Consider the following 25,526-nt stretch of genomic DNA (forward strand, 5'->3'; position numbering starts at 1 on the left):
GTCAACGCTCCCCTAGACGGTCTGCCGAACCATCGTAGGCGTCTTGTGGCGAAGTCCGTGAGCCGAGGCCCGCAGGAATATCGCAAAGAGGACGAAACAGGGCTGAGAGTTCGCTGACAGCGGAGCCGCAAAGGTGTGGCAGGGCGGAACGGGAGCGGGGCAGGATGGCGGCGTGCCCGGCCCGGATCCCCTCGTCCCCCCGTTTCGCCCGCCGCAGACCTGCGGCACCGGCGCGACCCGCCGGGCGTGTCAAGATCCCGCGTCCCGGCGCCGGCCGCCCGGGAAAGACCTCGATCCTCCCGTACGCCACGACGTGCGAACCTTCGGCGACGCGCACCCGAGGCTCGAGGCGGGCGCCGTCGCCCTCCGCAAACCCGAGGAGCGGGACGCCGCGGCGATCGCCCGGTGCCACAACGACCCCGAGGTGGCGCGCTGGTTCGGCGTGGCGCAACCCTGGACCCACGCGGACGCGCTCAGGTATGTCACCGTCGAGGTGCCCGCGTGGTGGGCCAGAGGCGAAGAAGCCGTATTTGCGGTTGTCGGCCCCGATGACGCGTACCAAGGATCGGTTGATCTCAGAGTGCCCGGCACGGAGCCGGCGGCGGGCGAGGTGGGTTTCTTCGTCGCGCCGGCGGCGCGCGGACGGGGGTACGCCACGACGGCGCTGACCGCGGCCTGCCGGTGGGGTTTCGAGGCACTCGGGCTGGAGCGCATCCAGTGGCGTGCCGAGGTGGGCAACGACGCGTCCCGCAGGGTCGCGCAGAAGGCGGGATTCACGATGGAAGGTCTGCTGCGGCGGGCGCTGGTGACCGGCGGCACCCGCCGGGACTGCTGGATCGGCTCGCTGCTGAGGGAGGACATGGCGTGATCGCGCCGACGATTCCGGGCGAGGGGATACGCCTGCGCGGCCTGTGCGCGGACGACCTCGACGACCTCGTCACCGGCTACAACGACCCGGAGATGCGGCGCTGGCTGACGCAGATGCCGGATCCGTTCACCCGCTCCCAGGCCGAGGAGTACGTGACCGAGCTGGTGCCGGGCCTCTTCGCGGCGGGCGGCGGCTTCTACGCGGTGGCGGATCCCGTGACGGACCGGCTGCTCGGCGGGGTGGGCATCGACCGGGTCTCCCCGGGCCGCGGCCAGGCGGAGATCGGCTACTGGACCGGCCCGTGGGCCCGCGGCCGCGGCGTCGCCACCGCGGCGGTCCGCGCGCTCACCGAGCACACCTTCCACACCGGGCTGTCCCGGCTGGAGCTGCTCACCCACTGGGAGAACGTGCCGAGCCAGCGGGTCGCGCTCGCTGCGGGCTTCCACCGTGAAGGCGTACGCCGCGGAGCGCTGCCCGACCGCAGCGGCCGGCGCGAAGACGTCCTCGCGTACGCCCGCCTCGCCGACGACCCGCCCGGCCCCACGGACCGGCTGCTGCCCGACCTCCCCGGCGGCGAACTCACCGACGGCGTGGTGACCCTGCGCCCGCTGGTCGCGTCGGACCTCGACTTCTACGCGGAACTGCACACGCTCGAGGACGTCGTCGCGACCTCGGTGCCGCCGGTGCCACCCGGCCCGGAGAAGATGCTGCAACGCTGCGCCCGCGCGCAGGCGCACTGGCTGGCCGGCGACCGCGCGGACCTGGTCATCGTCGACACCGCCACCGGTACGAGCGCCGGAAGCATCGACCTCTACTACCAGGAACCGCCGACCGGGCAGGCGATGATCGGGTACAGCATGCTGCCGGCGTGGCGAGGACGCGGGTACCCGACGCGGGCGGCGCAGTTGCTGTCGCTGTGGGCGTTCGCGGAGACGGGGATCGCCCGGTTGATCGCCGGGGCGCTGCCGACGAATCTGGGGTCGCAGCGGGTGCTGGAGAAGGCCGGGTTCAAGCGTGAGGCCTATCTGCGGTCTCGGCTGCCTGGTGAGGGCGGGCGGCGCAATGATGATGTGCAGTTCGCTCTGCTGGCGGAGGATCTGCTGGTGGAGGGGGCACGGCTGGACGGGTGAGCCGCTCCCGGCGTGCGGCCCGGCTTCGGCCGTGCGGCCCGGCGGCCTTGTTTCGGCCGTGCGGTCCGCGGACTCAGTTCAGCCAGGCGGCCTTGTTTCGGCCGTGCGGTCCGGGACTCACTTCGGCCGGGCGGTCCGGCGGCCCTGTTTCGGCCGTGCCGGCGTCGCGGGAAGGGTGCAGGGCGATCGGCATCGCGATCGCCCTGCTGCGGAGTCGGTGGCCGCCCGTCGGGCGCTGTGGTGCCCGTCCGGTCGGACAGTCTGCCCGGGGACGTGGTGAACCCGGTTGGGCAGTGACGCGTCGGCTTCCCAGCGACGGCTTCCGGACCCGCCCTGTGCGGCCGGCCCTACGCGTGGTGCGCGGGCCGCGGCGTGGCAGGGCCGGATGCCGCCTGTGTGCGGCCTGGCCGGCGCCGTCCTTCGCGGCGGCCGGCCGGGCGCCGTCCGGTGCGGTGGTCCGCCGGCCTGTTGCCGCGCGGACCCCGCCCTGCGGTCAGGCGGTCGTCTCCAGGCTGAGGATGCCGTAGTCGTAGCCGCGGCGCCGGTACACGACGCTCGGGCGGCCGCTGTCCTTGTCGTGGAACAGGTAGAAATCGTGTCCGACGAGCTCCATCTGGAAGAGGGCGTCGTCGACGGTCATCGGGTCCGCGGGGTGTTCCTTCTCGCGCACGATGCGCCACGGCTGGGTGTCGTCGTGTTCGGCGAGGTCGGTCGCCACGGAGGAGTCCTCGGTCTGCGAGGTCAGGTCCGGCAGGTCCGTCGGGAGCCCTGCGGTGGCCGCGGCCACGGATACCGGCGCGTGCCGCCCGCGGTGTACGCGGCGGCGGTCGGCGGCACGGCGCAGACGCCCGTCGAGTTTGTTGATGGCGCAGTCCAGGGCGCCGTAGAAATCCTTCGCGCAGGCTTCGGCCCGGATCACGGGGCCCCGCGTCACGACGGTGATCTCCACTCGCTGGCAGAAGTCCGACTGACGGGGGTTCCGCTCGTGGAAGAGCTCCACGTCGACTCTGATCAGCTTCTGGTCGTACCGTTCAACCTTTGCCAGCTTGTCGGCGACATGTTCCCGGTAGTGATCAGGAACCTCTACGTTGCGGCCCTTGACGACAATGTCCACTCGTGACCTCCCCCAACGTTGCACTTCGACGCGGTGTGCTGGTGTCGGCGACGACGGGGATCCCGGAGCGATCCCACGTACGTGACCGAATCGGCTTACGAGGACGCTCCTTTCCGGTGCGGCGGGTCAGACGATCGACTTCGCTCCGGCGGCTGCGGGTAGGCGGATCGCTTACCCTCGTCACCAGAACGCTAACCTGCCGACGGCCGCCCGTCACCCCTCGTTCGGGGAACGTGTGCGAGGACTTCCGGCCCTGGCGGCACTCGGAGAGCACTCTCCCGCCCCGCGCGCCCGTGGTGCCTGCGCAGCCGGGTGGCCGCCAGCACCGCAGCACCCGTGACCTGCATGTCCACCTCCTGGAGCCGTACCGTCACAGCGGCGAGCGTGGCCCCCGTCGTGACGATGTCGTCCACCACTATCAGAGTGCCCTCCATCGTCGGCCGCCGCCGCGAAACGCGGATCCGAGACCCCCGGATTCGCAGCGAACTCTCAGCCGCCGCCGCCCGTGCGGCCACGTTCAGTGACGCAGAGTCCGGACGCGGCAACGCCCGCAACGGCTGCCGGACGGCAGCCTCCCACCCGGCGGCCCGCAACCGCCGCACGGCATGTCCGGCCAACCGCGCCATATGATCCCCACCCCGCTCCCGCGCCGCGCTCACGGTCGACGGCACGGGCACCACAATCAGGGGTACGCGCAGAGCACGCGCATCACCTGATCGAGTGACACCCCAGCCGCTCCCCCGAACGGCCGCCTCGACGACGGCCCGCGCGAGCAACCCGCCAAGAGGCCCGGCCAATCGATGCCGCCCCCGCTCCTTGTACGCCAGCAACGCACCCCGAAGCGCCCCGGAGTAAGGCCCTACAGCAGTGCACGCCGGCATCCCGGGCGGCGGCGGATCGGGCGCGGTCGCGTACGGACGCAGCGCCTCCAACTCAGCGACACAGGCGGCACAGACACCGAAACGCAACGGAACCCGTTCCCCGCCACAGCCGGCACACGCGGCAGGAAGGACGAGGTCGGCCAGGTCGGCACCCAGCGCGGCAAGTCGGGCCGCGAGGGTGGGGCTCGGCGGTGTTGAAGCGGCTTGGGATCGCTCGTTCACAGGTTCACCTCCAGTACGCCACCTCAGTGGCCCGAAGTTCGTCTCGGCGCAGTCATGCCAACGCGCGCCTCGACAGCGGAAGCTCAGCCGGCGCGGCCAGCCCAGCGGTCGCAGGCCCGACCCGGCGGGCCCGGGCGTGGCCACCACGGCCCTGCGGCCACCGGCCGAGCGGACGCGGCCGAGCGGACGCGGCCCGGCCCGGCCCGGCCAACCGAACCCGCACGGCCAGCCCATCCCAGCGCCGAGCCGGCACAGCCCAGATCAGCCCAACCGACGCGGCCAGCCCAGCCCAGCTCGGCCAGCCCAGCCCAGCGCGGCCAGCCCAGCCCAACGCAGCCAGGCCAGCCCAACGCAGCCAGCCCAACCAGCGGCCAGCCCAGCCCAGCGCGGCCAGCCGAGCCGGGAACAGCACAGCTCACCCAGCGGACCAGCCCGGCCAACACGGCCAGTCCCAGCCCAGCCGGCACAGCAGCCGAGCCAACCCGGCCAGCCAGTCGGCCCAGCGGTCGCAGGCCCGACCCAGCAGGCCCAGACGTAACCAACACGACCCAGCGTGCGCAGGCCCAGCGAGCGCCGGGCCAACGGGCGCAATCCCAGCGGGCGCAGCACAGCCAAGCGGACCGCCGCGAAGCACAGCAGCCCAGCCCAACGCCGGTCACCCAGCCCATACCGAGCCGCGAGAGGCCGGCCGCGCCCGTCGGGTCAGCGCAGGAAGGACGGGGCGGTGGGGACGACGCCGGCCGGTGCGTTGGTCACCGGTTCGGCGAGGTCTCCCACGCCGATGCGGACGGGGCCCGACAGCACGTCGAACGTCGCTCCGTTGGCCATGTACTCGATGACGTCGGGGGTGACCTTTCCGCTGCTGGGGCTCACCGGGTACGTCGCGAGGTAGGTCACCTTCTCCACGCCGATGTCGGCGAGGGACTCGATCCACTGGGTGCCGTCGATCGCGGTGTCGATGACGGCGACGCGGTCGCGGTCGGCCCGGGTGCCGGCGACGATGACCGAGGTTTCCGTGCCCCAGTCGACGGCCGACACTTCGCGCAGGACGGGCAGCTGCACCTGCCGGGGCGGGGACAGCTGGGGTCCGTCGCCGTCGGCCGTCAGCGCCGCCAGGTACAGCTTGCCGCCGACCGCCAGCGCGACCCGGCGCCCGTCCGGGGCGACCGCCACGGCCGTGATCATGCCCGGCGGTCCGGGCCACGCGACCGCGCGCAGCGGGGATCCGTCGGCGGAGAAGCTGAACAGTTTGCCGCCGATGGTGAGCAGCCCGACCGCGCCGGTCTGCGGGTCGTCGGAGGTGATGGCCCACACCGGCTGCCCGGTCGAGCCGCCTCGGAGGGTGACGCGTCGCAGGTCGCTCAGCTCCCCGATCCCCGCGCTGCCCACGCGCAGCACCTGGTGGTTGCCCTCGGTGGTGATGAGGGCCGCGTACCGGCGGTCGCTGGGGCTGCGGGCGAAGGCGGCCGCCCGTACGTTGCGGTTGGCCTCCGGCTTGATGACCGGGAGCGGGTCCGCGGCGCCGGGCGTGCGGGACATGCGGCGGATCTGGTTGTTGTAGATCAGGAAGCGCTCGGGCGAGTCGGCCAGCCGGTACGTCGGGTTGCTGGTGAGGTAGTCGTTGCCGTCGTAACTCGTCTGCTCCTGGTTGCCGATCTTGAGCTCGAGCACCCGGGACAGGTTGGGCCGCAGCGACCACATCAGCTGTCGGCGGAGCCGGTCCAGCGCCTTCGGGTCGTCCGGCGGCCGTACGGACTGGGCGCTCAGGCTGATCTGCAGCTTGTCGTTGCTGACGGCGGGCACGTTGCCGAGCAGCGCCGTGCCCTCGGGCAGCGGCTCCACGGCGTCGTGGATCGTGTCGGACGGGCCCTCGATGAGCCACTTGATGATCCGCTGCGGCTCCTGCTCGGGCGGCATGTCGGCCGGCAGGTAGCGCACGTCGGGGACCAGGGCGGTGTACTCGTGGTTCCAGAAGTAGATCGTCCGGCGCACGAACCACGTCGTGAAGGCCGTGTCGCTGAGCAGCAGCACCGGCGGCGCCTTGGTCACGAACAGCCCGGTCTTGCCGCTGATGGACGCGACCGACAGCTGGTACGTGGTGATGCCGGTGTCCTGCACCGGGTCCAGCCGGCCGTTCGGGCCCAGCACGCCCAGCGTCCGCACCCGGAGCTCGACCTGGTCGCTACCCGGGTTGACCAGCGGATCCTCGGTCAGGTACACAATCTTGACGCCCTCGGGCGGCTTGAACGAGGCGGCGGCCGCCGGCGAGAGGAACTGCTTGACCCGGTCGACGGCGCCGTCCGGGTCTCCGCCCGCGGCCTGCAGGTAATACTCGACGAACTTGGCGGTGTCGAGCGTCGCCTCGCGCCCGTAACGCGGGGGCGCGCCGTCGTCGTTGGACGAGAAACCGGTCGAGGGCCCCGGGCCGACCGTCACGACGTCGGTGTTGTCGGGGATGCCGCAGCCGCCGAGCAGCAGGGTGCCGGTCAGGGCACCGGCGAGAAGCGTGCGGGCCAGCTTCCTCATCGGCCCACCTCCGCGGGCTCATCCAGGTCGAGATCACCGGGGCCGGACGAGGCGGACCCACCGGCGGCCGGGGACGAGGCGTCGCGCACGGACAGCGCGGGGCGCGCACCCGACGTCGGTGGAGCGGGCGCAGGGTCGACGGTGGACGAGGCGGCCGCGGCCGAGCCGGTCAGGCCCTCGGCGGCGTTGGCCGGGTCGTCGACGGCCCGGTCCCGCGGGATCAGTGGGAGCGGGGCGGAGACCAGGCGGTCGCCGGAGCGGACCGGGAGGGTGAGGCGGAACTGGGCGCCACCGCCCGGCTCGCCCCACGCCTCGAGCCAGCCGCCGTGGAGGCGGGCGTCCTCGACCGAGATGGACAGGCCGAGGCCGGTGCCGCCGGTCTGGCGGGCGCGGGACGGGTCGGCGCGCCAGAAGCGGTTGAAGACGAGGCGTTCCTCGCCCGGCTTGAGGCCCACGCCGTGGTCCCGGACCGTGATGGCGACCGCGGCCTCGTCGGTGGCCATGGTGATCTCGACCGGTTTGCGCTCGCCGTGCTCGACCGCGTTGCCCACCAGGTTGCGCAGGATGCGCTCGACGCGGCGGGGGTCGACCTCCGCGATGACCGGGGTGTCGGGCAGCCGGAGCTCGATCGTCACGCCGACGCGCTCGGCGAGGCCGGCGAGACGGTCGGCGACGCGTTCGACGATCGGCACGAGGTCGGTGTGCTCGGCGTCGAGGGCGGCGAAGCCCGCGTCGAAGCGGCTGATCTCGAGGAGGTCGGTCAGCAGGCTCTCGAAGCGGTCCAGCTCGGCCTGGAGCAGCTCGGCGCTGCGGGCCACCGCCGGGTCGAACTCGTCGCGCTCGGCGAAGATCAGGTCGGCGGCCATGCGTACGGTGGTGAGCGGCGTCCGCAGCTCGTGCGACACGTCGGAGGTGAAGCGCCGCTGCAGGCGGGACATCTCCTCGAGGCGCACGATCTGGCGCTGCAGGTTGGCCGCCATCTGGTTGAAGGAGGCGGCGAGCAGGGCCAGGTCGTCCTCGCCGTCGACCTTCATGCGCTGGTCGAGCAGCCCGGCGGAGAGGCGCTGGGCGGTGCGGGCGGCGACCCGGACGGGCGTCACCACCATGCGGGTGACCAGGCCGGCGACGACCCCGAGGAGGATGACCAGCGCGAGGCCGGTGACCAGGACCGTGGTGCGGATCTGGTTGGCCGCCCGGTCCTCGGTGGTCAGCGGGACGACGTAATAGAGCTCGACGTGCCCGAAGCTGGTCGGCACGGGTGACCCGTACACAAGGTATTTGGAGCTGACGCCGCCGACCTCGGCGGTGCGGATCTGCTGGGCGACGTGGCCCTCCCGGGAGACGTCGTGGACCATCTCCGGGGTGATCAGCGAGGTCGTGTCGACCTTGGTCGACGTGACCGGCTTGAGGTCCGGGAAGTTGTCGGCGCGCAGCGCGACGATGGCCCCGCCGCTCTCGGCGGGATCGCCGTCCGCCAGCCGGGTGACGGTGTTGCTGATCGTCGTGGGCAGCTCCGGGTCGCGGACCTGCCGGTGCACGGTGAGCTGCTGCAGCGCGTAGTCGACCTTGCTCTGCATCTGCGAGCGGACCTCGTCCTCGGCGCGGTCGAGCAGAATCTTGGTGCTGCGGTCGGCGATGAACCAGCCGAAGCCGCCCACCAGGAGGCTGGACGCGACGAGGGTCAGCGTGACGACCCGCAGGTGCAGCGAGCGGCGCCAGGCCCGGCGGCCGGGAGCGGAGAGCTGGAGCCCGCGGCGCACGGCCACGCGCCAGTATCGCCGCACGAACCGGAGGATTCGGCGGACGGGCATCGGGAGCCAGGCGGGAGCACGCATCTCGGGGGCAAGGTTAGCCGCTCGGGTCCTCCGCACCCGTCCCGCTGGTCTTACCAACCAGCCACAATTTCTCCGACCGGCGGACGAGGCCTATCCGGTGCCCGCCTTGTAGCCGACCCCCCGCACGGTCAGGATGATCTCCGGCCGCTCCGGGTCCGGTTCGATCTTGGCGCGCAGCCGCTGGACGTGGACGTTGACCAGGCGGGTGTCGGCCGCGTGGCGGTAACCCCAGACCTGTTCGAGCAGGACCTCGCGGGTGAAGACCTGGCGGGGCTTGCGGGCGAGCGCGACCAGCAGGTCGAACTCGAGCGGCGTCAGCTTGACCTCTTCGCCGTCGCGGGAGACCGTGTGCGCCGGCACGTCGATGGTGATCTGGTTGCCGGGCGGCCCGATGGTGAGCATCTCGGGTGCGGCGTCCTCGCCGCGGCGCAGGCGGGCGCGCATGCGGGCGACGAGTTCCTTGGGCTTGAACGGCTTGACCACGTAGTCGTCGGCGCCGCTCTCGAGCCCGAGCACGACGTCGACCGTGTCGCTCTTGGCCGTGAGCATGACGATCGGGATGCCGGACTCAGCGCGGATGGCGCGGGCCACGTCGATGCCGCTCATGCCGGGCAGCATGAGGTCGAGCAGGACGATGTCGGGCCTGTTCTCCCGGAACGCGGCGAGGGCCCGCTCACCGTCGGCCACGAACGAGGGCAGGAAGCCCTCGCTGCGCAGGACGATGCCGAGCATCTCCGCCAGCGCGGGGTCGTCGTCGACGACGAGTACGCGGGCTCTCATGCGATCCAATATTGCACTGTCCCCTTTCGGCCCGTGTGACCGCCCGGCCGATCATCGACGGGCGGCGCTGCCGATCATGGCCCGCACCGCACCGAAAAGCCAGGCCGGGCACCGGATCGGGGCGTCAGGAGAACAGCGCACGACCCCAGAAGTCGTCCGGGCCGCTCACCCCGGGCGGGCAGGCGAACAACCCGATCGAGACGTACTTCAGGTACTCGTTCATCTCGTCGTGGCGGGACAGGTTCAGCTGCACCGGTACGAACTGCTTGCGCGGGTCCCTCTGGTACGCCATGAAGAACAGTCCCGCGTTCAGCCGTCCGAGCCCGTCGGAGCCGTCGACGAAGTTGTAGCCGCGCCGCAGCAGCCGTGCGCCCCCGTTGAGGTCCGGGTGAGCGAGGCGGACGTGGGACGTCGTCGGGAGCGCCTTGACGTCCGGCTCGTCGAATTCCCGGGCCATGCCGAGCGGGGCGCCCGTGCCCTTGTGCCGGCCGACGATGCTCTCCTGCTCGGCCAGCGACGACCGGTCCCAGGTCTCGACGATCATGCGGATCTTGCGGGTGACCAGGTAGGAGCCGCCGGTCATCCAGTCCGGGCCGTCGCCGGGCTGCACCCAGAGGTGCTGCTTGAGCAGGTCGGTCTCCTCGAGCTTGAGGTTGGCCGTGCCGTCCTTGAAGCCGAAGAGGTTGCGCGGCGTCGCCTGGGTCTGCGACGTGGACGACGTACGCCCGAAGCCGAGCTGCGACCACCGCACGCTGACCACGCCCATGCCGATGCGGGCGAGGTTGCGGATGGCGTGCACCGCCACCTGGGGGTCGTTGGCGCAGGCCTGGACGCACAGGTCGCCGCCGGAGATGGAGTCGTCGAGGACGTCGCCCGGGAAGTGCGGGAGGTCGTCGAGGGCCGGGGGGCGTTTCGCGGCGATGCCGAAGCGGTCGCGGCCGGCGGCGTCGCGGAACAGGGTGGGGCCGAAGCCGACGGTGATGGTGAGCCCGGACGGCGGCAGGCCGAGTGCCTCGCCGGTGTCGTCCGGCGGCGCCTCGGGGACGCCGCCGACCGCGCCGATCTCGCCGGCGTCGTGACCGGCGGTCATCCGGGCGGCGGCCGCCGTCCAGTCCTTGAGCAGCGTGATGAGCCGCTCGCGGTCCTTGGTGATGACGTCGAAGGCGACGAAGTGCAGCCGGTCCTGCGCCGGGGTCACGATGCCGGCCTGGTGCTCGCCGGCGAACGGGACCGATCCGTCGGCCGCCGCGGCCTGCTCGCCCGCGCCGCCCTTGGCCAGGGCGCCGCCGACCGCCGCGGCGCCGGCTATCCCGGCCACGCCGACGCCGGCGAGCGCGATGGCCCGCCGGCGGGAGACCGTGCTGTCAGTCATCGGGGCCCCTACTTCTTCGAGACGACCGCGGCGACCTTGGAGATCGGCTCGGCCAGCGCGTTGATCGCGTCCGAGAGACTCCGCAGGTCGGCCTGGCTGAGCTGGTCGTGCAGCTTCCAGCCGTCACCGGCGCGGTACTTGCCCAGCGCGGCTTCGACATTGGCGAACTCGGTGTCGAGGGTCTTGACCAGCGCCGCGTCGCGCTCCTCGAGCACCGGGCGGAGGGCGGCGATCGCGGCCTTGGAACCCTCGACGTTGGCGTTGAAGTCCCACAGGTCGGTGTGCGAGTAGCGGTTCTCCTCGCCGGTGATCTTGCCGGTGGCGACCTCGTCGAGCAGGCCCTTCGCGCCGTTGGCGAGCTGCAGCGGGGACAGCTTCTCGGCGTTGGCCTTGGCGACGATCTCCTTCACGTCGGCGAGCAGCCGGTCGGCGATCGGCCCGTCCTTGGCGACGTCCGGCTTCGCGGCCCACAGGTCCTTCTCGAGGCGGTGGAAGCCGGTGAACTCCATGCCCTCCTCGGCGACCTCCTCGCGCCCGTCGATCTTCGGGTCGAGGTCGCCGAAGATCTCGGCGACGGGCTCGATGCGCTCCCAGTACGTGCGGGCGACCGGGTACAGCGACTTGGCCTTCGCGACGTCCTTGGCCTTGACCGCGGCGACGAACTCCTCGGTCTTGGGCAGGAGCGCGGCGGTCTGGCTCTTCACGTACCGCGAGTAGCTGTCGGTGGCCTGCGCCAGCTTGGCGTCGTCGGTGAGCGGCGCGGACGAGCCGGAGACGGTGAACGCCGCACGGATGCCCTTGCCGATCATCCCGGGCTTGCAGGCGGTCTCGTACGTCCCGGCCGGCAGCTCCACGTGCAGTTCCCGGGAGAGCCCGGGCGCGATGTTCTCGACCTCGCCCATGACGCGGTCGCCGGGGGCGTACACGTAGAACTCGGTGACCTTGTTGCCGCCGTTGGTGATGGTGAAGACGCTGGTCCCGGCGTCGGCCGTGCTCTTGGCGATCTCGCAGGCGGTGTCGGAGGCCTTGACCGTGATCGGCCCGCCGGCGGCCGCGGCCGCGGTGCTGTCGCCGCCGTCGTTGCCGCAGGCGGCCAGGCTGCCGCCCAGGAGACCGGCAGCGGCCAGCGCGAGCAAGGGGGTCGTACGCATGGAACGGTTCTCCTACTGCTGGGGCGCGGGCGCCGGGGCGGGGGTCTCGGAAACAGGCGCGGACGCCGGAGCGGGGTCCTCGGAAACAGGCGCGGACGCCGGAGCGGGATCCTTCGAAACGGGCTTCGAGGCGCGGGCCGGCCACAGGAAGATCGCGAGGACCGGGGCCCCGTACGCGACCCAGGCGATGGTCTCCAGCACCGACGCGGTCGGCGTGATGTTGAACATGCCGCTGAGCAGCGCGGTGTACCAGGCGTCGGGGTTGAGCACGCCGCTGATGTCGTACGCCAGGGTGTTGAGCCCGGGCAGCACGTTGGCCTCCTGGAAGTCGTGCACGCCGTACTTGAGGATCCCGGCCGCGACCAGGATGAGCAGCGCGCCGGTCCAGGTGAAGAAGACCGACAGGTTGATCCGTACGGCCGTGGCGAACATCAGCCAGCCGATGACGACGGCCGAGGCGATGCCGGCGAGCAGCGAGAGCAGAGGGCCGGTGTTGGACGACGCGCCCTGCACGGCGGAGTAGAAGATCAGCGAGGTCTCGAGGCCCTCGCGGACCACGGCGAGGAAGGCCATGACGGCGACGGCGATCGAGCCGACGGCGAGCGCGTCCTGCAGCTTGCTGCGCAGCTCACCGGCGATGGAGCGGGCGGCCTGGCGCATCCAGAAGATCATCCAGGTGACGAAGACGACGGCGAGGACCGAGGTGATCGCCTCGAAGAGCTCGCGGTGCTCGTACTTCTGCAGCAGCGTCGTGCTGGTGTAGCTGAGCAGCCATCCGAAGAACACGGACAGCGCCACGGCGAGGCCGACGCCGGACCAGACCTGCACGAGGCGGTCCTTGCGGCCGGCCTTGACCAGGAACGCGATGAGGATGCTCACCACCAGGGTGGCTTCCAACCCCTCACGCAGGCCGATGAGGTAGGTGGCGAGCATGGCACTCCGTTTGCTAAGGCATCCCTAAGTAAGGCTCGGCATACCTTAGCCACGGAAGAGGAGGTTGAGTCAAGCGGGACGGCTATATCCCTGGTCACACGACACTTCGGCGCACAGGCCCGCGCGGGCGGCCGAAGGCCGCCCGCGCGGTGTGGTCAGCGGTCGAACTCGCCGTCCCGTACCCCGGCGACGAACTCGGCCCATCCCTCGGCGCCGAACTCCAGGACGGGCCCCCGCACGTCCTTCGAGTCCCTGACGAAGACGGCGGAGGCGGTCGACGCCACCTCCACACAGTGCCCGGCCGCGGCGCTACGGGTGCTCTTTCGCCAGGTCAACGCGTTCTGCTGCAATGTCATGCCCCTTCGCGAATGGTTAAACCATCCGCTCAACGACTGTCTAATCAAGCAGGTCTTCGCCTGTTCGAGCGATGAGCTCCCGGCTCGCCGGCACCGGCAGCGCCCGGGACCGCAGGTCGGCGAAGGCGTCCCGGTACACCTGCACCTCCTCCGGCTTGGTCCGCAGCTGGCCGCCCACGAGATCCTCGCTGTGCACCACGGGCGGGCGCTTGTCGAACTCGAGGACCACGAACGTCTCCCCGAGCGCGGCGTGCGCGCCGGCGGCGAAGGGCAGGATCCGCAGCTCGACGCCGGGACGGTCGGCGGCGGCGTACAGATGCTGGAGCTGCCGGCGCAGGACGCCACGCCCGCCCACCTCGCGCCGCAGGGCCGACTCGTCGAGAACCACGCACAGGCGCGGCGACGGCACCCGGGCCAGGATGCTCTGCCGGGCCATCCGCAGGGCGGTACGCCGCTGCGCCGTGTCGGCGTCCTGGACGTCCGCGCCGACCTCGATGACCGCGTGGGCGTACTCGTCGGTCTGGAGCAGGCCGGGGATCACCTGGGCCTCCCACTCGCAGATCGCGGTGGCCTCCGCCTCGAGGGCCACGTACTCGTCGTAGCGGTCCGGGACCGACGAGCGGTACGGCGCCCACCAGACCCGGGCCCGCCCGCGCCCCGCCATGTCCCGCAGCCGGGACCGGTCGCGCGCCGGTACGCCGAGGACGCTGAGCAACCGTTCGAGGTCGGCCTCGCTGATCCCGGTACGGGCGGTCTCGATGCGGCTCAGCTTCGACTCGGACCAGCCCAGCTCGCCGGCCACCTCGGCGCCACGGCGGTTTCCGCGCAGGCGGCGGAGCTCGTCGCCGAGCTCGCGGCGTGCGGCCATCGATGTCGGCGCCACGCGTGCCACCGTACCGGTGACTCTGTGCAAGTTGCACGACACTTTATGCACTTGCAGATCGGCCGTGACCGTGTGCTAATGGGATGAGAGGTACGAAACTTGGTGCCGGCCGCCGGGCGGGAGGTCGAGCACCGGCGCGTCGCCTGCGGGGGCGGAGCGCGAAACAGGAAAGCGAACCGGCGGCGGCAACCACCGGTTCGCTTTTCCACGTCCGGAGTGGATCAGTAGCGGTAGTGGGTCTCGCCCTTCCACGCGTACACCGGGACGCCCTTCGGGTCGTCGGGCGTGCCGTCGCGCCCGACGACGATCGCGGCGGCGGCGTGGTCCTGCGTCGAGAAGATGTTGCACGAGGCCCAGCGAACCTGGGCGCCCAACGCGGTCAGCGTCTCGATCAGCACCGCGGTCTGGATCGTCATGTGCAGCGAACCGGCGATCCGCGCGCCGCGCAGCGGCCGACCGGGACCGTACTCCTCGCGCAGCGACATCAAGCCGGGCATCTCGTGCTCGGCGAGCTCGATCTCCTTGCGGCCGAACGCGGCGAGCGAGAGATCGGCGACCTTGTAGTCGCCCTCGGCCACGGACCTGGGGCGCTTGCTGGTCATCATGCTCCTGAAAGACGAGGATCCGGCAGGGCTCAACGTTACGCGCCGGGGCGGCGGCAGACCGATCAAGACCAGATCAGAACCACTTCGAAAGTACGGGCACAGAAGGAGACAACCGCACCACCGTGGCGCTGTGGTTCACGGCGACACCCCGGCCCCGACGCACCGGCCGACAACCGCACCAGGGGCCGCGCCCGGCGCATTCCGCACCCGGACAGCGAACGGGGCGACGGGTCAAAGACCCGCCGCCCCGTTCATCCCCCCGGTTTGGTACCGCGCGCGCCGTGGGACCCCCCGATCACCATTGACGCTGCGTGTTGATAGCTTCACACTCCGCACACGTCCGTGTCAAGCAAATCCTCAAATTTCCGTTTTTGTCCTAAGCGCAGAGCCACGAAGCGCGAACCCAGCGCTCACGATCCGCCCAGCCACCACGGCCCGCTGAGCCGCTCACAGCCCGCCTCGCCGCTCAAGACCCGTCGCCCCGCAGCTCATAACCCGCCGCCCGGCCGCTCACGACCTGCTCAGCCGGTCACAGTCCGCCGCCCTGCCGCTCACAACCGGCGCCGCCACTCACGCTCCGATCCGTCAGCCACCATCCCACCTGGGCAACCAAGATCCTGAACCTGCAGCGGGGCTCGCCGGCGTTGCGTTCCAGCACGGCCCCCGACGGCTTCAGGAAGCGACCGCCGCCACGAACACCCGCCCCACGCCCGCCACCGTCGCCGGCCCGGTCTCCGCCGGGATGTACGCCGCCTTTCCCGCGGCCACCTCCACCGGCGTGCCGTCCACCGCTTCGGCCACGTACACGTCGCCGCCGGCGCCCAGGACGATGCGGGGGCCCTCTCCCGGCACGCGCAGCGGCGGGGCGGCCGGCGTGAGGTCGAGGCGGTACAGCGCGAACTCGCGTACCGGGACCCGCCAGGTCACGACGCCCGGCGCGAGCTCCGTCGCGGGCAGGATCGGGTCGGCCAGGACCTCGAAGCGCAGCACCCGGAGCAGTTCGTCCACGTCGACGTGCTTGGGGGTGAGGCCGCCGCGCAGCACGTTGTCGCTCGCCGCCATGATCTCGACGCCGGTGCCGCTCAGGTAGGCGTGGAGGTTGCCCGCCGGCATCCAGATGGCCTCGCCGGGCTGGAGGCGTACGTGGTTGAGCAGGAGCGCCACCAGCACGCCCGGGTCGGCCGGATAGTGGGCCGCCAAGGCGCTCACCAGGGGGGCCGTTCCCGCCGCGACCGCCTCCTCGATGAGCGTGGCGCGGTCGTCCGCGGGCCAGCTCAGCAGGGCCCGTACGGCCGTGCCGATGCCGTCCACGCCGGTGCGCAGGGCCTCCACCGCCGGGCCCAGCCGTTCGATCTTCAGGTCCTCGAGCGCGGCAGCCGAGGCGGCCGGGTCACGGAAGCCGCACAGCGCGTCGAACGGCGTGAGTGCGACCAGCATCTCGGGCTTGTGGTACGCGTCCGTGTAGAGGCGCGGGGCGTCCGGGTCGGCCTCCTGCGCGGCGAACGCCCGGCGCGCGTACTCGGCGTCGGGGTGTGCCTGCAGCGACAGCGGTGCCTCCGCCGCGAGGACCTTCACCAGGTACGGCAGGCGGGCACCGAACTCCCGGGAGACCTCCGCACCGAGCTGCGCCTCCGGGTTCGCGGCGATCAGCTCGGCGAGGCTGACCGGGCCGTCGGCGCCGGTGACCGTGGACGGGTCGCCGGGATGGGCGCCGAGCCACAGCTCCGCCTCGGGACCCTCGGTGGGTGCCGGCCGGCCCTGCATCTCGGCGAGGGAGGTGCGCGAACCCCAGGCGTACGGCCGGATCACGCCGGTGAGCGGAAGAACAGCAGCCACCGGGCCGCCCCCAATTCAGTGTCCAGATCCCCCGGGCCGGGCCCGGCGAGGAGATGTCAGTGCGAACTGCGCCCGCGGAAAAACTAACCGGCCGGGCCCCGAAAAGGACACCCGGCCGGCCGCTGACCGCTGCTCCCGACGGGAGAGCCGGCCGCTGACCGCCGCCCCCACGGAAGAGCCGGCGCCGTTCCGGTCGCGTGGGCGGGGGCGTGCGACGCGCGGCTGTCAGGGGGTGACGGCCGCGTCCGCCGAAGTGGCCGGTGCCGCCTTCGCCGCGCTGTAGATGTCCGGCTCGAGGTAGATGACCCGGGCGATCGGTACCGCCTCGCGGATGCGGGCCTCGGTCTCGTTGATGTGCCGGGCCACGTCCTCCGCGCGCTCGGTCGGCGGGACCGCGATCTTCGCCGCCACGAGCAGCTCCTCGGGACCGAGGTGCAGCGTCTTCATGTGGATGATGCACTCGACGCCCCGGGTGCCGGCGATGGCCTGTTCGATCTTGGCCACCTCCTCCGGGTTGGCGCCCTCGCCCAGCAGCAGGCTCTTGGTCTCCAGCGCGAGGATCGCGGCGATCGCGACCAGCAGCAGGCCGATCGCCGCCGTACCGATGCCGTCCCAGACGCCGTCGCCGGTGATCAGCGTGAGCACCACGCCGAAGAGCGCGAACACCAGACCGATGAGGGCGCCGGCGTCCTCGAGCAGCACGACCGGCAGCTCCGGGGCCTTCGCGCGGCGCACGAAGTTGACCCACGAGGTGTTGCCGCGGGTGTGGTTCGACTCCTTGATCGCGGTACGGAAGGAGAAGCCCTCGAGGCCGATCGCGATCACCAGGACGACCACGGGCACCCACTGCCACTCGGTGATCGCCTCAGGGTGCTGGATCTTGTGCCAGGCCTCGTACAGCGCGAACAGGCCACCGACGCTGAACAGCACGATCGCCACGATGAACGCGTAGATGTAGCGCTCACGCCCGTACCCGAAGGGGTGCTGCGGGGTGGCCTTGCGGGCCGCCCGCTTGCCGCCGACCAGCAGCAGCGCCTGGTTGCCGGAGTCGGCGACCGAGTGGATCGACTCGGCCAGCATCGACGACGAGCCGGTCAGCAGCCACGCGACGAACTTGGTGGCGGCGATGCCGAGGTTCGCGGCCAGGGCCGCGATGATCGCCTTGGTTCCTCCGCCGGCGCTCACTGCAGTGCCTCGGGCATGGGGTTCGACAGTTCCTTCATCTCGTTGATCGCGGGTACGGCCATCGGGTCGAGGCCGTGCGCGAGGGCAAGGTAGATCGATGCGAAGTCCGGTACGGCGGTGAGCGACGCCAGCCGCTCCAGCGCGGAGCCACCCTCGGCGGTCACCACGTCGCAGCGCACGCCGCGGCGCTCGGCGAGGGTCTGGACGGCGTCCGCCCGGCGCTCCTCGACGGCGACCGGCTCGTCCGCCTCCTCCTCCGGGTTCAGGCCCCCGTCGCGCAGCACGACCAGGCGCAGCCGGGTGGTGGCCTGCTCCTGCTCGTCCGGGTCGGCGAAGATGTCCCGCGACGACTCGGCGAGCCCGCCGAACGGGCCGTCGAGCAGCCCGACCCGGCCGCGGCCGGCCTCACCGAGGGCGCCGGCCATCACCGGGTAGCGCGCGTTCGCCGCGAGCGTGTCGGCGAACCGCCGGGCGGCGACCGTGGCCAGCGGCGAGGAACCCCAGACGATGGGTACGGAGCCCGCGAGGCCCAGCGCCAGCGACTTCGCCGGGTTGACGAAGGACTCCGCGCCCGGCCGGCACCGCTCGGCGTCGGCGTCGAGGCGGGCGGCGGTCTCGGCGAGGTCGGCCTCGTTGACCTTCACCAGCCCGAGGCTGCGCGCGGCCAGCAGGACCGGCACGGCGAGACCCCACAGGCTGGCCCGGGCGGGCGCACGCCGCGGCACCGGGATGAACGGCGCGCGGGCCCGCTCGGCCATGGCCTGCAGCTCGGAATCGGGGTTGCCGATCGCCACCAGCCGGGCTCCCCGGCGTGCGGCGGCGTCGGCGGCGGCCAGCGCCTCCGGGCTGCGACCGCTCGCGGAGACGGCGATGACCACGTCGGCCGCGCCCACCCAGCCCGGCACGCCGGCGCTGCGGTGCCCGATCACGGGAACGGGGCAGCGCGGGCCGGCCACCGTGGCCAGGATGTTGCCGGTCAGGCCGGCGGTGCCGATGCCCGCCACGACGACCGCGCGGGGACGACCCTCGTCGGCCAGCAGACTGAGGTTGGCCTCGGCCGCCAGCGCGGCGGACTCGCGCACCTGGGCGCCCGCGGACGCGGTGGCGCGCAACATGCCGCCCGGGTCGTTGGCGAGCATCGCCTTCTCGTCCTCGAGCAGGGACTCGTCGGCGACCCGGCGGCCGGTCAGGCCGGCCGTGCCCTCGTCGGGACTCGCCATCACGCCACCTCCCCGGCGGCGACGGAACCGAGCGGCGCGTGCCGCGGATCCGGTCGGGCCGGTAACTCCGGGGACTGCGGGTCGAGCGCCACCGAGCGGCTCCTTCACGTACGCGACTTCGTTCGGACCAGGTGATCCTAACCGTGTACGCCCCGGCGCACCGCGCACGGCGGACCGCAGCGCCGCGCCCGCCCCCGGGTGCTCAGGCCGGGTCGGCGGCGGCGCCCGGCCCGGGCCGGGCCTCGTCGAGGAGCAGCACCGGGATGTCGTCGCGGACCTCGAAGATCCGGCCGCACTCGGTGCAGGTCAGCGTCTGGCCGTCCGCGTCGTAGTCGAGCGGCGCGTGGTGCACGTCCGGGCACGCGAGGATGTCCAGCAACTGCGGGTCGAGGGCCACGGGAACGCTCCTTGCGGTACGGGACTGCCGGACGAGGCGATCCTAGCCCCGCACGATGGCGAGGACCTCGTCGCGCAGGGCGGCCATGCGGTCCGGCTTGGGCGCCTCCACGTTGAGGCGCAGCAGCGGCTCGGTGTTGGAGGCGCGCAGGTTGAACCAGGAGCCGTCGCCGAGGTGGACGGTCATGCCGTCCAGGTCGTCGAAGGTGGCGTCCGGGTACGCCGCGCGCACCTCGGCGATCTTCGCCGCCGCGTCCGGCACGGTCGAGTTGATCTCGCCGGAGGCGCTGTAGCGCTCGAACTCGGCGGCGAAGTGGGACAGCGGCTCGTCCTGCCCGCCGAGCGCGGCCAGGACGTGCATCGCGGCGAGCATGCCGGTGTCGGCGAACCAGAAGTCGCGGAAGTAATAGTGCGCCGAGTGCTCGCCGCCGAAGATGGCGTTGGTCCGGGCCATCTCCGCCTTGATGAACGAGTGGCCGACCCGGCTGCGCACCGGCCGGCCGCCGCTCTCCTCGATGATCTCGGGTACGGCGGCCGAGGTGATCAGGTTGTGGATGACCGTGGCGCCCGGGTACTTCGCGAGCTCCCGCTTGGCGACCAGCGCGGTGATCGCCGAGGGTGAGACCGGGTCGCCGTTCTCGTCCACGACGAAGCAGCGGTCGGCGTCACCGTCGAAGGCGAGACCGATGTCGGCGCCGTGCTCGCGGACCGCCGCCTGCAGGTCGACCAGGTTGGCCGGGTCCAGCGGGTTGGCCTCGTGGTTGGGGAAGGAGCCGTCGAGCTCGAAGTACATCGGCACGATCTCCAGCGGCAGCGGCGCGAGCAGCTGGTCACCCAGCACGGCCGGAACGGTGTAGCCGCCCATGCCGTTGCCCGCGTCCACGACCACCTTCAGCGGCCGGATGCCGCTCAGGTCGACGAGCGCGCGCAGGTGCTCGGCGTACCCCTGGAGCAGGCCGATGTGCTCGACCCGCGGCGGCATCTCGGCGACCGCGTCCAGGTCGTCCAGCAGCTCCTCGGCCCGCATCCGGACGATCGCGAGCCCGCTGTCCTGGCCGACCGGGCGGGCGCCGGCCCGGCACAGCTTGATGCCGTTGTACTGCGCCGGGTTGTGGCTGGCGGTGAACATGGCGCCGGGCAGGGCGAGCGCGCCGGAGGCGTAGTACAGCTCGTCGGTGGAGGCGAGCCCGATGTGCACGACCGCGGCGCCCGCGGAGTTGGCGCCCTTGGCGAACGCGGCCGCCAGCGCCGGGCCGGTCTCGCGCATGTCGTGCCCGATGACGATCTTCTCCGCGCCGTCGCCGGCCTCGCGCAGCATCTCGACGAAGGCGGTGCCCAGGGCGCGGGCCACGGTCTCGTCGAGCTGGTCGGGCACGACGCCTCGGACGTCGTAGGCCTTCACGAGCTGGGACAGATCAGTCAACGCGTACTCCTCGGCCGGATTTCCGTCCCGCCGAGACTAACGGAGCGCGGGTGCCCGCAAGGTCGCAACCGAGCGGCGTCACCGTCTCGGTGCTGTCACGGCGAGGGCGTCCCGGCAGGCGCGGTCAGCGAGCCGGGTGGTTTCCGGCAACCGGAAGCGGGAGGCCAGCCCCAGTGTCAACGCGCACGCGCTGTCGAGGTCGGTCCGATGGCCGACAGAGACGAAGACCGGCTTCACCCCCGTACGGGTACGCAGCACCGCGCCCACGGTCTCGCAGGCGTCCACGAGCGCCGACCGTGCCCCGCGCTCCTGACCGGGCGGCTCCCACGTGCCGACGAGCGGCGTCTTGCCGACCCCGTACGAGGGCAGCCCGGTCAGCACGCCGAGGTGACAGGCGAGCCCGAAGCGCCGCGGATGGGCCAGCCCGTGCCCGTCGCAGATCAGCACGTCCGGGGTGACCGACAGCCGGCCCACCGCCTCGAGCAGCGCCGGGATCTCGCGGAAGGCGAACAGCCCCGGCACGTACGGGAAAGCCGCCGTCCCCCGCACGACGGCGGTGTCGAGCACCCGCTGGTCCCCGGCGTCGAGCACGACCACCGCCGCGGCCAGCCGCTCGCCGTCCTCGTGGTACGCGACATCCAGCCCCGCCACGGCCCTCGGATGCTCGGGGCCCGGCCCGGGCAGCATCCGCGACCGGAGAGCGTCCTGCACGGCGAGCGCCTCGGCCTCGGTCCGGGGCCAACCGGCATCCGCATCGTCCACCCGGGGAGCCTATGCGGCGACCGTTGGCGGAGAAACGTGTGGTTCACCGCGACCAGCGGTACAAGAGTTGTCGCGGGACGTGATGCGGGTCACGATGGGGGCTGGAGGTGCGTGTATGTCCAACCCCTGGCTCGCGCTCGACCTCGGCACCGATCCCGCCGAGCGGATCAGCCAGGTCGGCCGCGCCCACGAGCTGTTCGTGACCGGGGAACGACCCGTCGACCAGGTGCGGTCCGTGGTGGCCGACTCGTGGCGGCGCTCCGCGGGGGCCCTGGTCAGCCCGGACAGCACCGCCCCCATCGACCTCAGCGACGGCGACCTGGAGGCGTACCGGGCCGGGCACCCGCTGTCCCGGGTGCTGCCGATCTTCCGGGACCTGCTCGGCGGGCTCGCCGACGACGGCGCGCACATCATGGCGGTGTGCGACGCGCACGGCCGGCTGCTGTGGGTGGAGGGGCACACCTCGATGCTGCGCGGCGCGGAGTCGATGAACTTCGTGCCGGGCGCCCGCTGGGACGAGGCCCACGCCGGCACCAACGCCCCCGGTACCGCCCTCGCCGTCGACCACCCGCTGCAGATCTTCGCCACCGAGCACTTCACCCGGGGCGTCCAGCGCTGGACGTGCGCGGCCGCCCCGATCCACGACCCGGCGACCGGCCGGCTGCTCGGCGCCATCGACGTGACCGGTGGCGATCACCTCGCCAACCCGCACAGCCTCGCGCTGGTCCGGGCCACCGCGCTCGCCGCCGAGGCGTATCTGGGCAGCCAGGGACCGCAGCCGGGCCCCGGCACCGCCACGGTCTCCGTATTGGGGCGCGAAGACGCCGTGCTGGCGGTCGGCGGGAAGCGGGTCAGGCTCGGCCGCCGCCATTCCGAGCTCCTCTGCCTGCTTCTGGTCCACCCCGAGGGCCGTACCGGTGATCAATTGGGTTTTGATCTCTACGCCGACGACCTCAATCCGGTGACCGTCCGCGCCGAGCTCTCGCGGCTGCGCCGCACCCTGGGTCCCGAGCTGCTGGACTCGCGTCCCTATCGGCTGCGCGGCGAGATCGCGGCCGACTTCCTGGCGGTGAACCGCCTGCTGGATCACGGCCGGATCGCCGAGGCGCTCGCCGCCTACGCCGGGCCGCTGCTGCCGTCCTCGGACGCGCCCGGGGTGGTCCGCCTGCGGCGGCTGATCGACGGCCGGCTGCGGACGGCGATCCTGACCGGCGCCGACCCGCGGCTGATCCAGACCTGGGTCACCGCGCCGTGGGGCGCGGACGACCTGGAGATGTGGGAGGCCTACGCGGCCGCCCTGCCGATCGGCTCGCCTGCCCGAACGCTGGCAGCCAGGCGCATCGCCCACCTCGCCGCCGAGTACGGCCTTGCAACGTCTGTGCAACGTCGCCGACATTAGCGTGCGCCGCATCACCTTGATACGGAGGTCGTGCGCATGACTGTCTACTCCCCTCCCGGTAGCGACGGCGCCATCGTCAGCTACGAGTCCCGGTACGACCACTGGATCGGCGGCGAGTACGTGCCACCCGCCAAGGGCCAGTACTTTTCGAACCCGTCGCCTGTCACGGGACAGACCTTCTGCGAGGTAGCGCGCGGTACCGCCGAGGACGTCGAGCGGGCGCTCGACGCGGCACACGGCGCTGCGGACGCGTGGGGCCGTACCCCGGCCGCCGAACGCGCGAACATCCTCAACAAGATCGCCGACCGGATGGAGGCGAACCTCGAGAAGCTCGCGGTCGCCGAGGCCTGGGAGAACGGCAAGGCGGTCCGCGAGACCCTCGCCGCCGACCTGCCGCTGGCGATCGACCACTTCCGCTACTTCGCCGGTGCGCTGCGGGCCCAGGAGGGCACCCTCGGCGAGATCGACGAGGACACCGTCGCGTACCACTTCCACGAGCCGCTCGGCGTGGTGGCGCAGATCATCCCGTGGAACTTCCCGATCCTGATGGCGGTCTGGAAGCTCGCGCCCGCGCTGGCCGCCGGCAACGCCGTGGTGCTCAAGCCGGCCGAGCAGACCCCGGCCTCGATCCACTACTGGATGTCGCTGGTCCAGGACCTGCTGCCGCCGGGTGTGTTGAACATCGTCAACGGCTTCGGCGTGGAGGCGGGCAAGCCGCTCGCGTCGTCGAACCGGGTCGCCAAGGTCGCGTTCACCGGCGAGACCACCACCGGGCGCCTGATCATGCAGTACGCCTCGGAGAACATCATCCCGGTCACGCTGGAGCTCGGCGGCAAGAGCCCCAACATCTTCTTCGACGACGTCAGCAGCGCCGACGACGACTTCTTCGACAAGGCGCTCGAGGGCTTCGCGATGTTCGCGCTCAACCAGGGCGAGGTCTGCACCTGCCCGTCCCGGGCGCTGATCCAGCAGGGCCACTACGCGGACTTCCTGGCCGCCGGCGTCAAGCGCGTCGAGAACCTGAAGCAGGGCAACCCGCTGGACACCGACACCCAGGTCGGCGCCCAGGCGTCGAACGACCAGCTCGAGAAGATCCTGTCCTACCTGGACATCGGACGTCAGGAGGGCGCGAAGGTGCTCACCGGTGGCGCCCGGGCAGACCTCGGCGGGGATCTGGCCGGTGGCTACTACGTGCAGCCGACGATCTTCGAGGGTTCGAACTCGATGCGGATCTTCCAGGAGGAGATCTTCGGGCCGGTGGTGTCGGTGACCTCGTTCAGCGACTACGCCGACGCCATCAAGATCGCCAACGACACGCTGTACGGCCTCGGCGCCGGCGTGTGGACCCGCGACGCGACCCTCGCGTACCGTTCCGGGCGGGCGATCAAGGCCGGTCGGGTGTGGACGAACTGTTACCACCAGTACCCGGCGCACGCGGCGTTCGGCGGGTACAAGCAGTCCGGCATCGGCCGCGAGAACCACAAGATGATGCTGGACCACTACCAGCAGACGAAGAACCTGCTGGTCAGCTACTCCCCCAAGGCGCTGGGCTTCTTCTGATGGGTGCCCGGGTGGACGTGACCCCCGCGGCGGCCGAGCTCATCCGGTCGCTGCGGGGACAGCACGGTCCGTTGATGTTCCACCAGTCCGGCGGCTGCTGCGACGGCAGCGCGCCGATGTGCTACCCGGACGGCGAGTTCCGTACCGGGTCCAGCGACGTCCTGCTGGAGCAGCTGCACATCGACGGCGTCGACGAGCCGGTGTCGTTCTGGATGAGCACGTCGCAGTTCGAGGCCTGGAAGCACACCCACCTGACGGTGGATGTCGTCCCGGGCCGCGGCAGCGGCTTCAGCCTGGAGGCACCGGAGGGGGTGCGCTTCCTGATCAGAAGCCGCGTGCTCACGCCGGAGGAGTTGGCGGCTCTGTCGTCGTGAGCCCGGGAACCGGCCGTGGGGTGGTCACCGCCCCACGGCCGGGCTGCGCCGGCCGACCGCGTACCGGAAGCGGTTGATCAATCGGTAACCCTCCGCATTCTGACGGTACGGGCGCACGGCAGCGAGCACCTTCACGGCCACCTCCGGCGCCCCGTCACCCACGATCCAGCTCACGAGCGAATCGTCGTCCGCGAACTCCCACGGCACGTCGACGAGCCCTTCGTGGACCGCGGTCAGACCGCCGTCCTCCAGCAACCCGCGCAGCCCGCCCGGCAGCCGCAGGTCACCCTCGGGTCCCGGCGGCCCGTCGGCGAGCGCCCGTTCGATCGCGTCGACGTCGTTGAGCGCCCGCTCGGCCCAGTTCGCGACGGCGACGTGGCCGCCCGGCCGCGTCACCCGGACCATCTCGGCGAGTGCCTCGTCGGTGTCCTCCGCGAACTGCAGCGCGTTGAACGCGGTCGTGAGGTCGAACGTGGCGTCGTCCCACGGCACCTTCTCGGCCTCACCCGTCCGGACGTCGAGCCCTTCCCCGCACGCGACCGCGACCAGGTCGCCGTCCGGGTCGATGCCCGATGCGACCATTCCCCGCCCCGCGCAGTACGCCAGGAACCCGCCGCAGCCGCAGCCCACGTCGAGGACCCGCGCGCCGGTTCCGGTCCCGCTCCGCTCGAGGACTGCCCGCCACGCGGGCTCGGTCCAGTCGACTCCGGTCACC

At 72.0% G+C, this 25,526-nt stretch carries 22 protein-coding genes and 1 pseudogene; 5 read left to right on the forward strand and 18 right to left on the reverse strand.

What is annotated here, in order from left to right; genetic code table 11:
* The first annotated feature begins 313 nt into the window (after positions 1-313).
* A complete protein-coding gene (locus COUCH_RS33825; RefSeq protein ID WP_249609229.1) occupies positions 314-868 on the forward strand; it encodes a GNAT family N-acetyltransferase in 555 nt (184 codons plus the stop codon).
* Positions 865-1,998, forward strand: a complete 1,134-nt coding sequence (locus COUCH_RS33830) for a GNAT family N-acetyltransferase (protein ID WP_249609230.1) — start codon at positions 865-867, stop codon at positions 1,996-1,998. The genes COUCH_RS33825 and COUCH_RS33830 overlap by 4 nt, the downstream gene beginning before the upstream one ends.
* Positions 1,999-2,491: 493 nt before the next feature.
* Here COUCH_RS33830 and hpf read toward each other — a convergent pair whose 3' ends face one another.
* The 17 genes and pseudogenes from hpf to COUCH_RS33915 all read right to left on the reverse strand — a co-directional run bounded on the left by hpf (position 2,492) and on the right by COUCH_RS33915 (position 21,403).
* The gene (hpf, locus tag COUCH_RS33835) at positions 2,492-3,112 is read right to left on the reverse strand and encodes a ribosome hibernation-promoting factor, HPF/YfiA family (protein WP_249609231.1); all 621 of its coding nucleotides are present in this window, start codon (positions 3,110-3,112) and stop codon (positions 2,492-2,494) included.
* Between the two features lie 191 nt (positions 3,113-3,303).
* Positions 3,304-4,149: a ComF family protein gene (locus COUCH_RS33840; protein ID WP_249613894.1), complete on the reverse strand. Its 846-nt coding sequence runs from the start codon at positions 4,147-4,149 to the stop codon at positions 3,304-3,306.
* A 768-nt stretch (positions 4,150-4,917) separates the two neighbouring features.
* The gene (locus tag COUCH_RS33845) at positions 4,918-6,741 is read right to left on the reverse strand and encodes an LpqB family beta-propeller domain-containing protein (protein WP_249609232.1); all 1,824 of its coding nucleotides are present in this window, start codon (positions 6,739-6,741) and stop codon (positions 4,918-4,920) included.
* Positions 6,738-8,552, reverse strand: a complete 1,815-nt coding sequence (gene mtrB / locus COUCH_RS33850) for an MtrAB system histidine kinase MtrB (RefSeq protein ID WP_249609233.1) — start codon at positions 8,550-8,552, stop codon at positions 6,738-6,740. The genes COUCH_RS33845 and mtrB overlap by 4 nt, the downstream gene beginning before the upstream one ends.
* Positions 8,553-8,666: 114 nt before the next feature.
* Positions 8,667-9,356, reverse strand: coding sequence for an MtrAB system response regulator MtrA (mtrA, locus tag COUCH_RS33855; RefSeq protein ID WP_014688036.1), 690 nt, complete (start codon positions 9,354-9,356; stop codon positions 8,667-8,669).
* A gap of 124 nt (positions 9,357-9,480) precedes the next feature.
* Entirely contained in the window at positions 9,481-10,728 is a 1,248-nt protein-coding gene (gene efeB, locus COUCH_RS33860) for an iron uptake transporter deferrochelatase/peroxidase subunit (RefSeq protein ID WP_249609234.1), read from the reverse strand.
* Between the two features lie 8 nt (positions 10,729-10,736).
* Positions 10,737-11,879: an iron uptake system protein EfeO gene (gene efeO / locus COUCH_RS33865; RefSeq protein WP_249609235.1), complete on the reverse strand. Its 1,143-nt coding sequence runs from the start codon at positions 11,877-11,879 to the stop codon at positions 10,737-10,739.
* A 12-nt stretch (positions 11,880-11,891) separates the two neighbouring features.
* The gene (efeU, locus tag COUCH_RS33870) at positions 11,892-12,812 is read right to left on the reverse strand and encodes an iron uptake transporter permease EfeU (protein ID WP_249609236.1); all 921 of its coding nucleotides are present in this window, start codon (positions 12,810-12,812) and stop codon (positions 11,892-11,894) included.
* 155 nt (positions 12,813-12,967) lie between these two features.
* Complete coding sequence (locus COUCH_RS33875) at positions 12,968-13,168, reverse strand: DUF397 domain-containing protein (RefSeq protein ID WP_249609237.1); 201 nt, start codon at positions 13,166-13,168, stop codon at positions 12,968-12,970.
* A 40-nt stretch (positions 13,169-13,208) separates the two neighbouring features.
* Positions 13,209-14,051, reverse strand: a complete 843-nt coding sequence (locus COUCH_RS33880; RefSeq protein WP_249609238.1) for a helix-turn-helix domain-containing protein — start codon at positions 14,049-14,051, stop codon at positions 13,209-13,211.
* A 224-nt stretch (positions 14,052-14,275) separates the two neighbouring features.
* Positions 14,276-14,656: pseudogene (locus tag COUCH_RS33885) on the reverse strand (adenosylhomocysteinase); the annotation flags it as partial.
* Positions 14,657-15,328: 672 nt separating this feature from the next.
* Entirely contained in the window at positions 15,329-16,492 is a 1,164-nt protein-coding gene (gene manA / locus COUCH_RS33890) for a mannose-6-phosphate isomerase, class I (RefSeq protein ID WP_249609239.1), read from the reverse strand.
* Positions 16,493-16,717: 225 nt separating this feature from the next.
* Entirely contained in the window at positions 16,718-17,677 is a 960-nt protein-coding gene (locus tag COUCH_RS33895) for a cation diffusion facilitator family transporter (RefSeq protein WP_249609240.1), read from the reverse strand.
* Positions 17,674-18,897: an SIS domain-containing protein gene (locus tag COUCH_RS33900; protein WP_249609241.1), complete on the reverse strand. Its 1,224-nt coding sequence runs from the start codon at positions 18,895-18,897 to the stop codon at positions 17,674-17,676. The genes COUCH_RS33895 and COUCH_RS33900 overlap by 4 nt, the downstream gene beginning before the upstream one ends.
* Positions 18,898-19,099: 202 nt before the next feature.
* Positions 19,100-19,294, reverse strand: coding sequence for a Trm112 family protein (locus COUCH_RS33905; protein ID WP_199515661.1), 195 nt, complete (start codon positions 19,292-19,294; stop codon positions 19,100-19,102).
* Between the two features lie 42 nt (positions 19,295-19,336).
* Entirely contained in the window at positions 19,337-20,716 is a 1,380-nt protein-coding gene (locus tag COUCH_RS33910) for a phosphomannomutase/phosphoglucomutase (protein ID WP_249609242.1), read from the reverse strand.
* 78 nt (positions 20,717-20,794) lie between these two features.
* Positions 20,795-21,403 carry an endonuclease V gene (locus tag COUCH_RS33915; RefSeq protein WP_249613895.1) on the reverse strand — a complete coding sequence of 203 codons (609 nt, stop codon included), beginning with the start codon at positions 21,401-21,403 and terminating at the stop codon, positions 20,795-20,797.
* A gap of 190 nt (positions 21,404-21,593) precedes the next feature.
* Between COUCH_RS33915 and COUCH_RS33920 the strand changes: the two genes are divergently transcribed.
* Genes COUCH_RS33920 through COUCH_RS33930 form a run of 3 tightly spaced genes read left to right on the forward strand, consistent with a single transcriptional unit; the run spans position 21,594 to position 24,811 of the window.
* Positions 21,594-22,877, forward strand: a complete 1,284-nt coding sequence (locus tag COUCH_RS33920; RefSeq protein WP_249609243.1) for a GAF domain-containing protein — start codon at positions 21,594-21,596, stop codon at positions 22,875-22,877.
* Positions 22,878-22,913: 36 nt separating this feature from the next.
* Positions 22,914-24,437 (forward strand): aldehyde dehydrogenase, encoded by a 1,524-nt coding sequence (gene adh, locus COUCH_RS33925; RefSeq protein ID WP_249609244.1) that lies wholly within the window; start codon positions 22,914-22,916, stop codon positions 24,435-24,437.
* Positions 24,437-24,811: a DUF779 domain-containing protein gene (locus COUCH_RS33930; RefSeq protein ID WP_199515656.1), complete on the forward strand. Its 375-nt coding sequence runs from the start codon at positions 24,437-24,439 to the stop codon at positions 24,809-24,811. The genes adh and COUCH_RS33930 overlap by 1 nt, the downstream gene beginning before the upstream one ends.
* 24 nt (positions 24,812-24,835) lie before the next feature.
* Here the strand turns inward: COUCH_RS33930 and COUCH_RS33935 are convergent, their stop codons facing one another.
* Positions 24,836-25,525, reverse strand: coding sequence for a class I SAM-dependent methyltransferase (locus tag COUCH_RS33935; RefSeq protein WP_249609245.1), 690 nt, complete (start codon positions 25,523-25,525; stop codon positions 24,836-24,838).
* Between the last annotated feature and the right edge of the window lies 1 nt (position 25,526).

Source organism: Couchioplanes caeruleus, from assembly GCF_023499255.1.
Lineage (GTDB): Bacteria > Actinomycetota > Actinomycetes > Mycobacteriales > Micromonosporaceae > Actinoplanes > Actinoplanes caeruleus_A.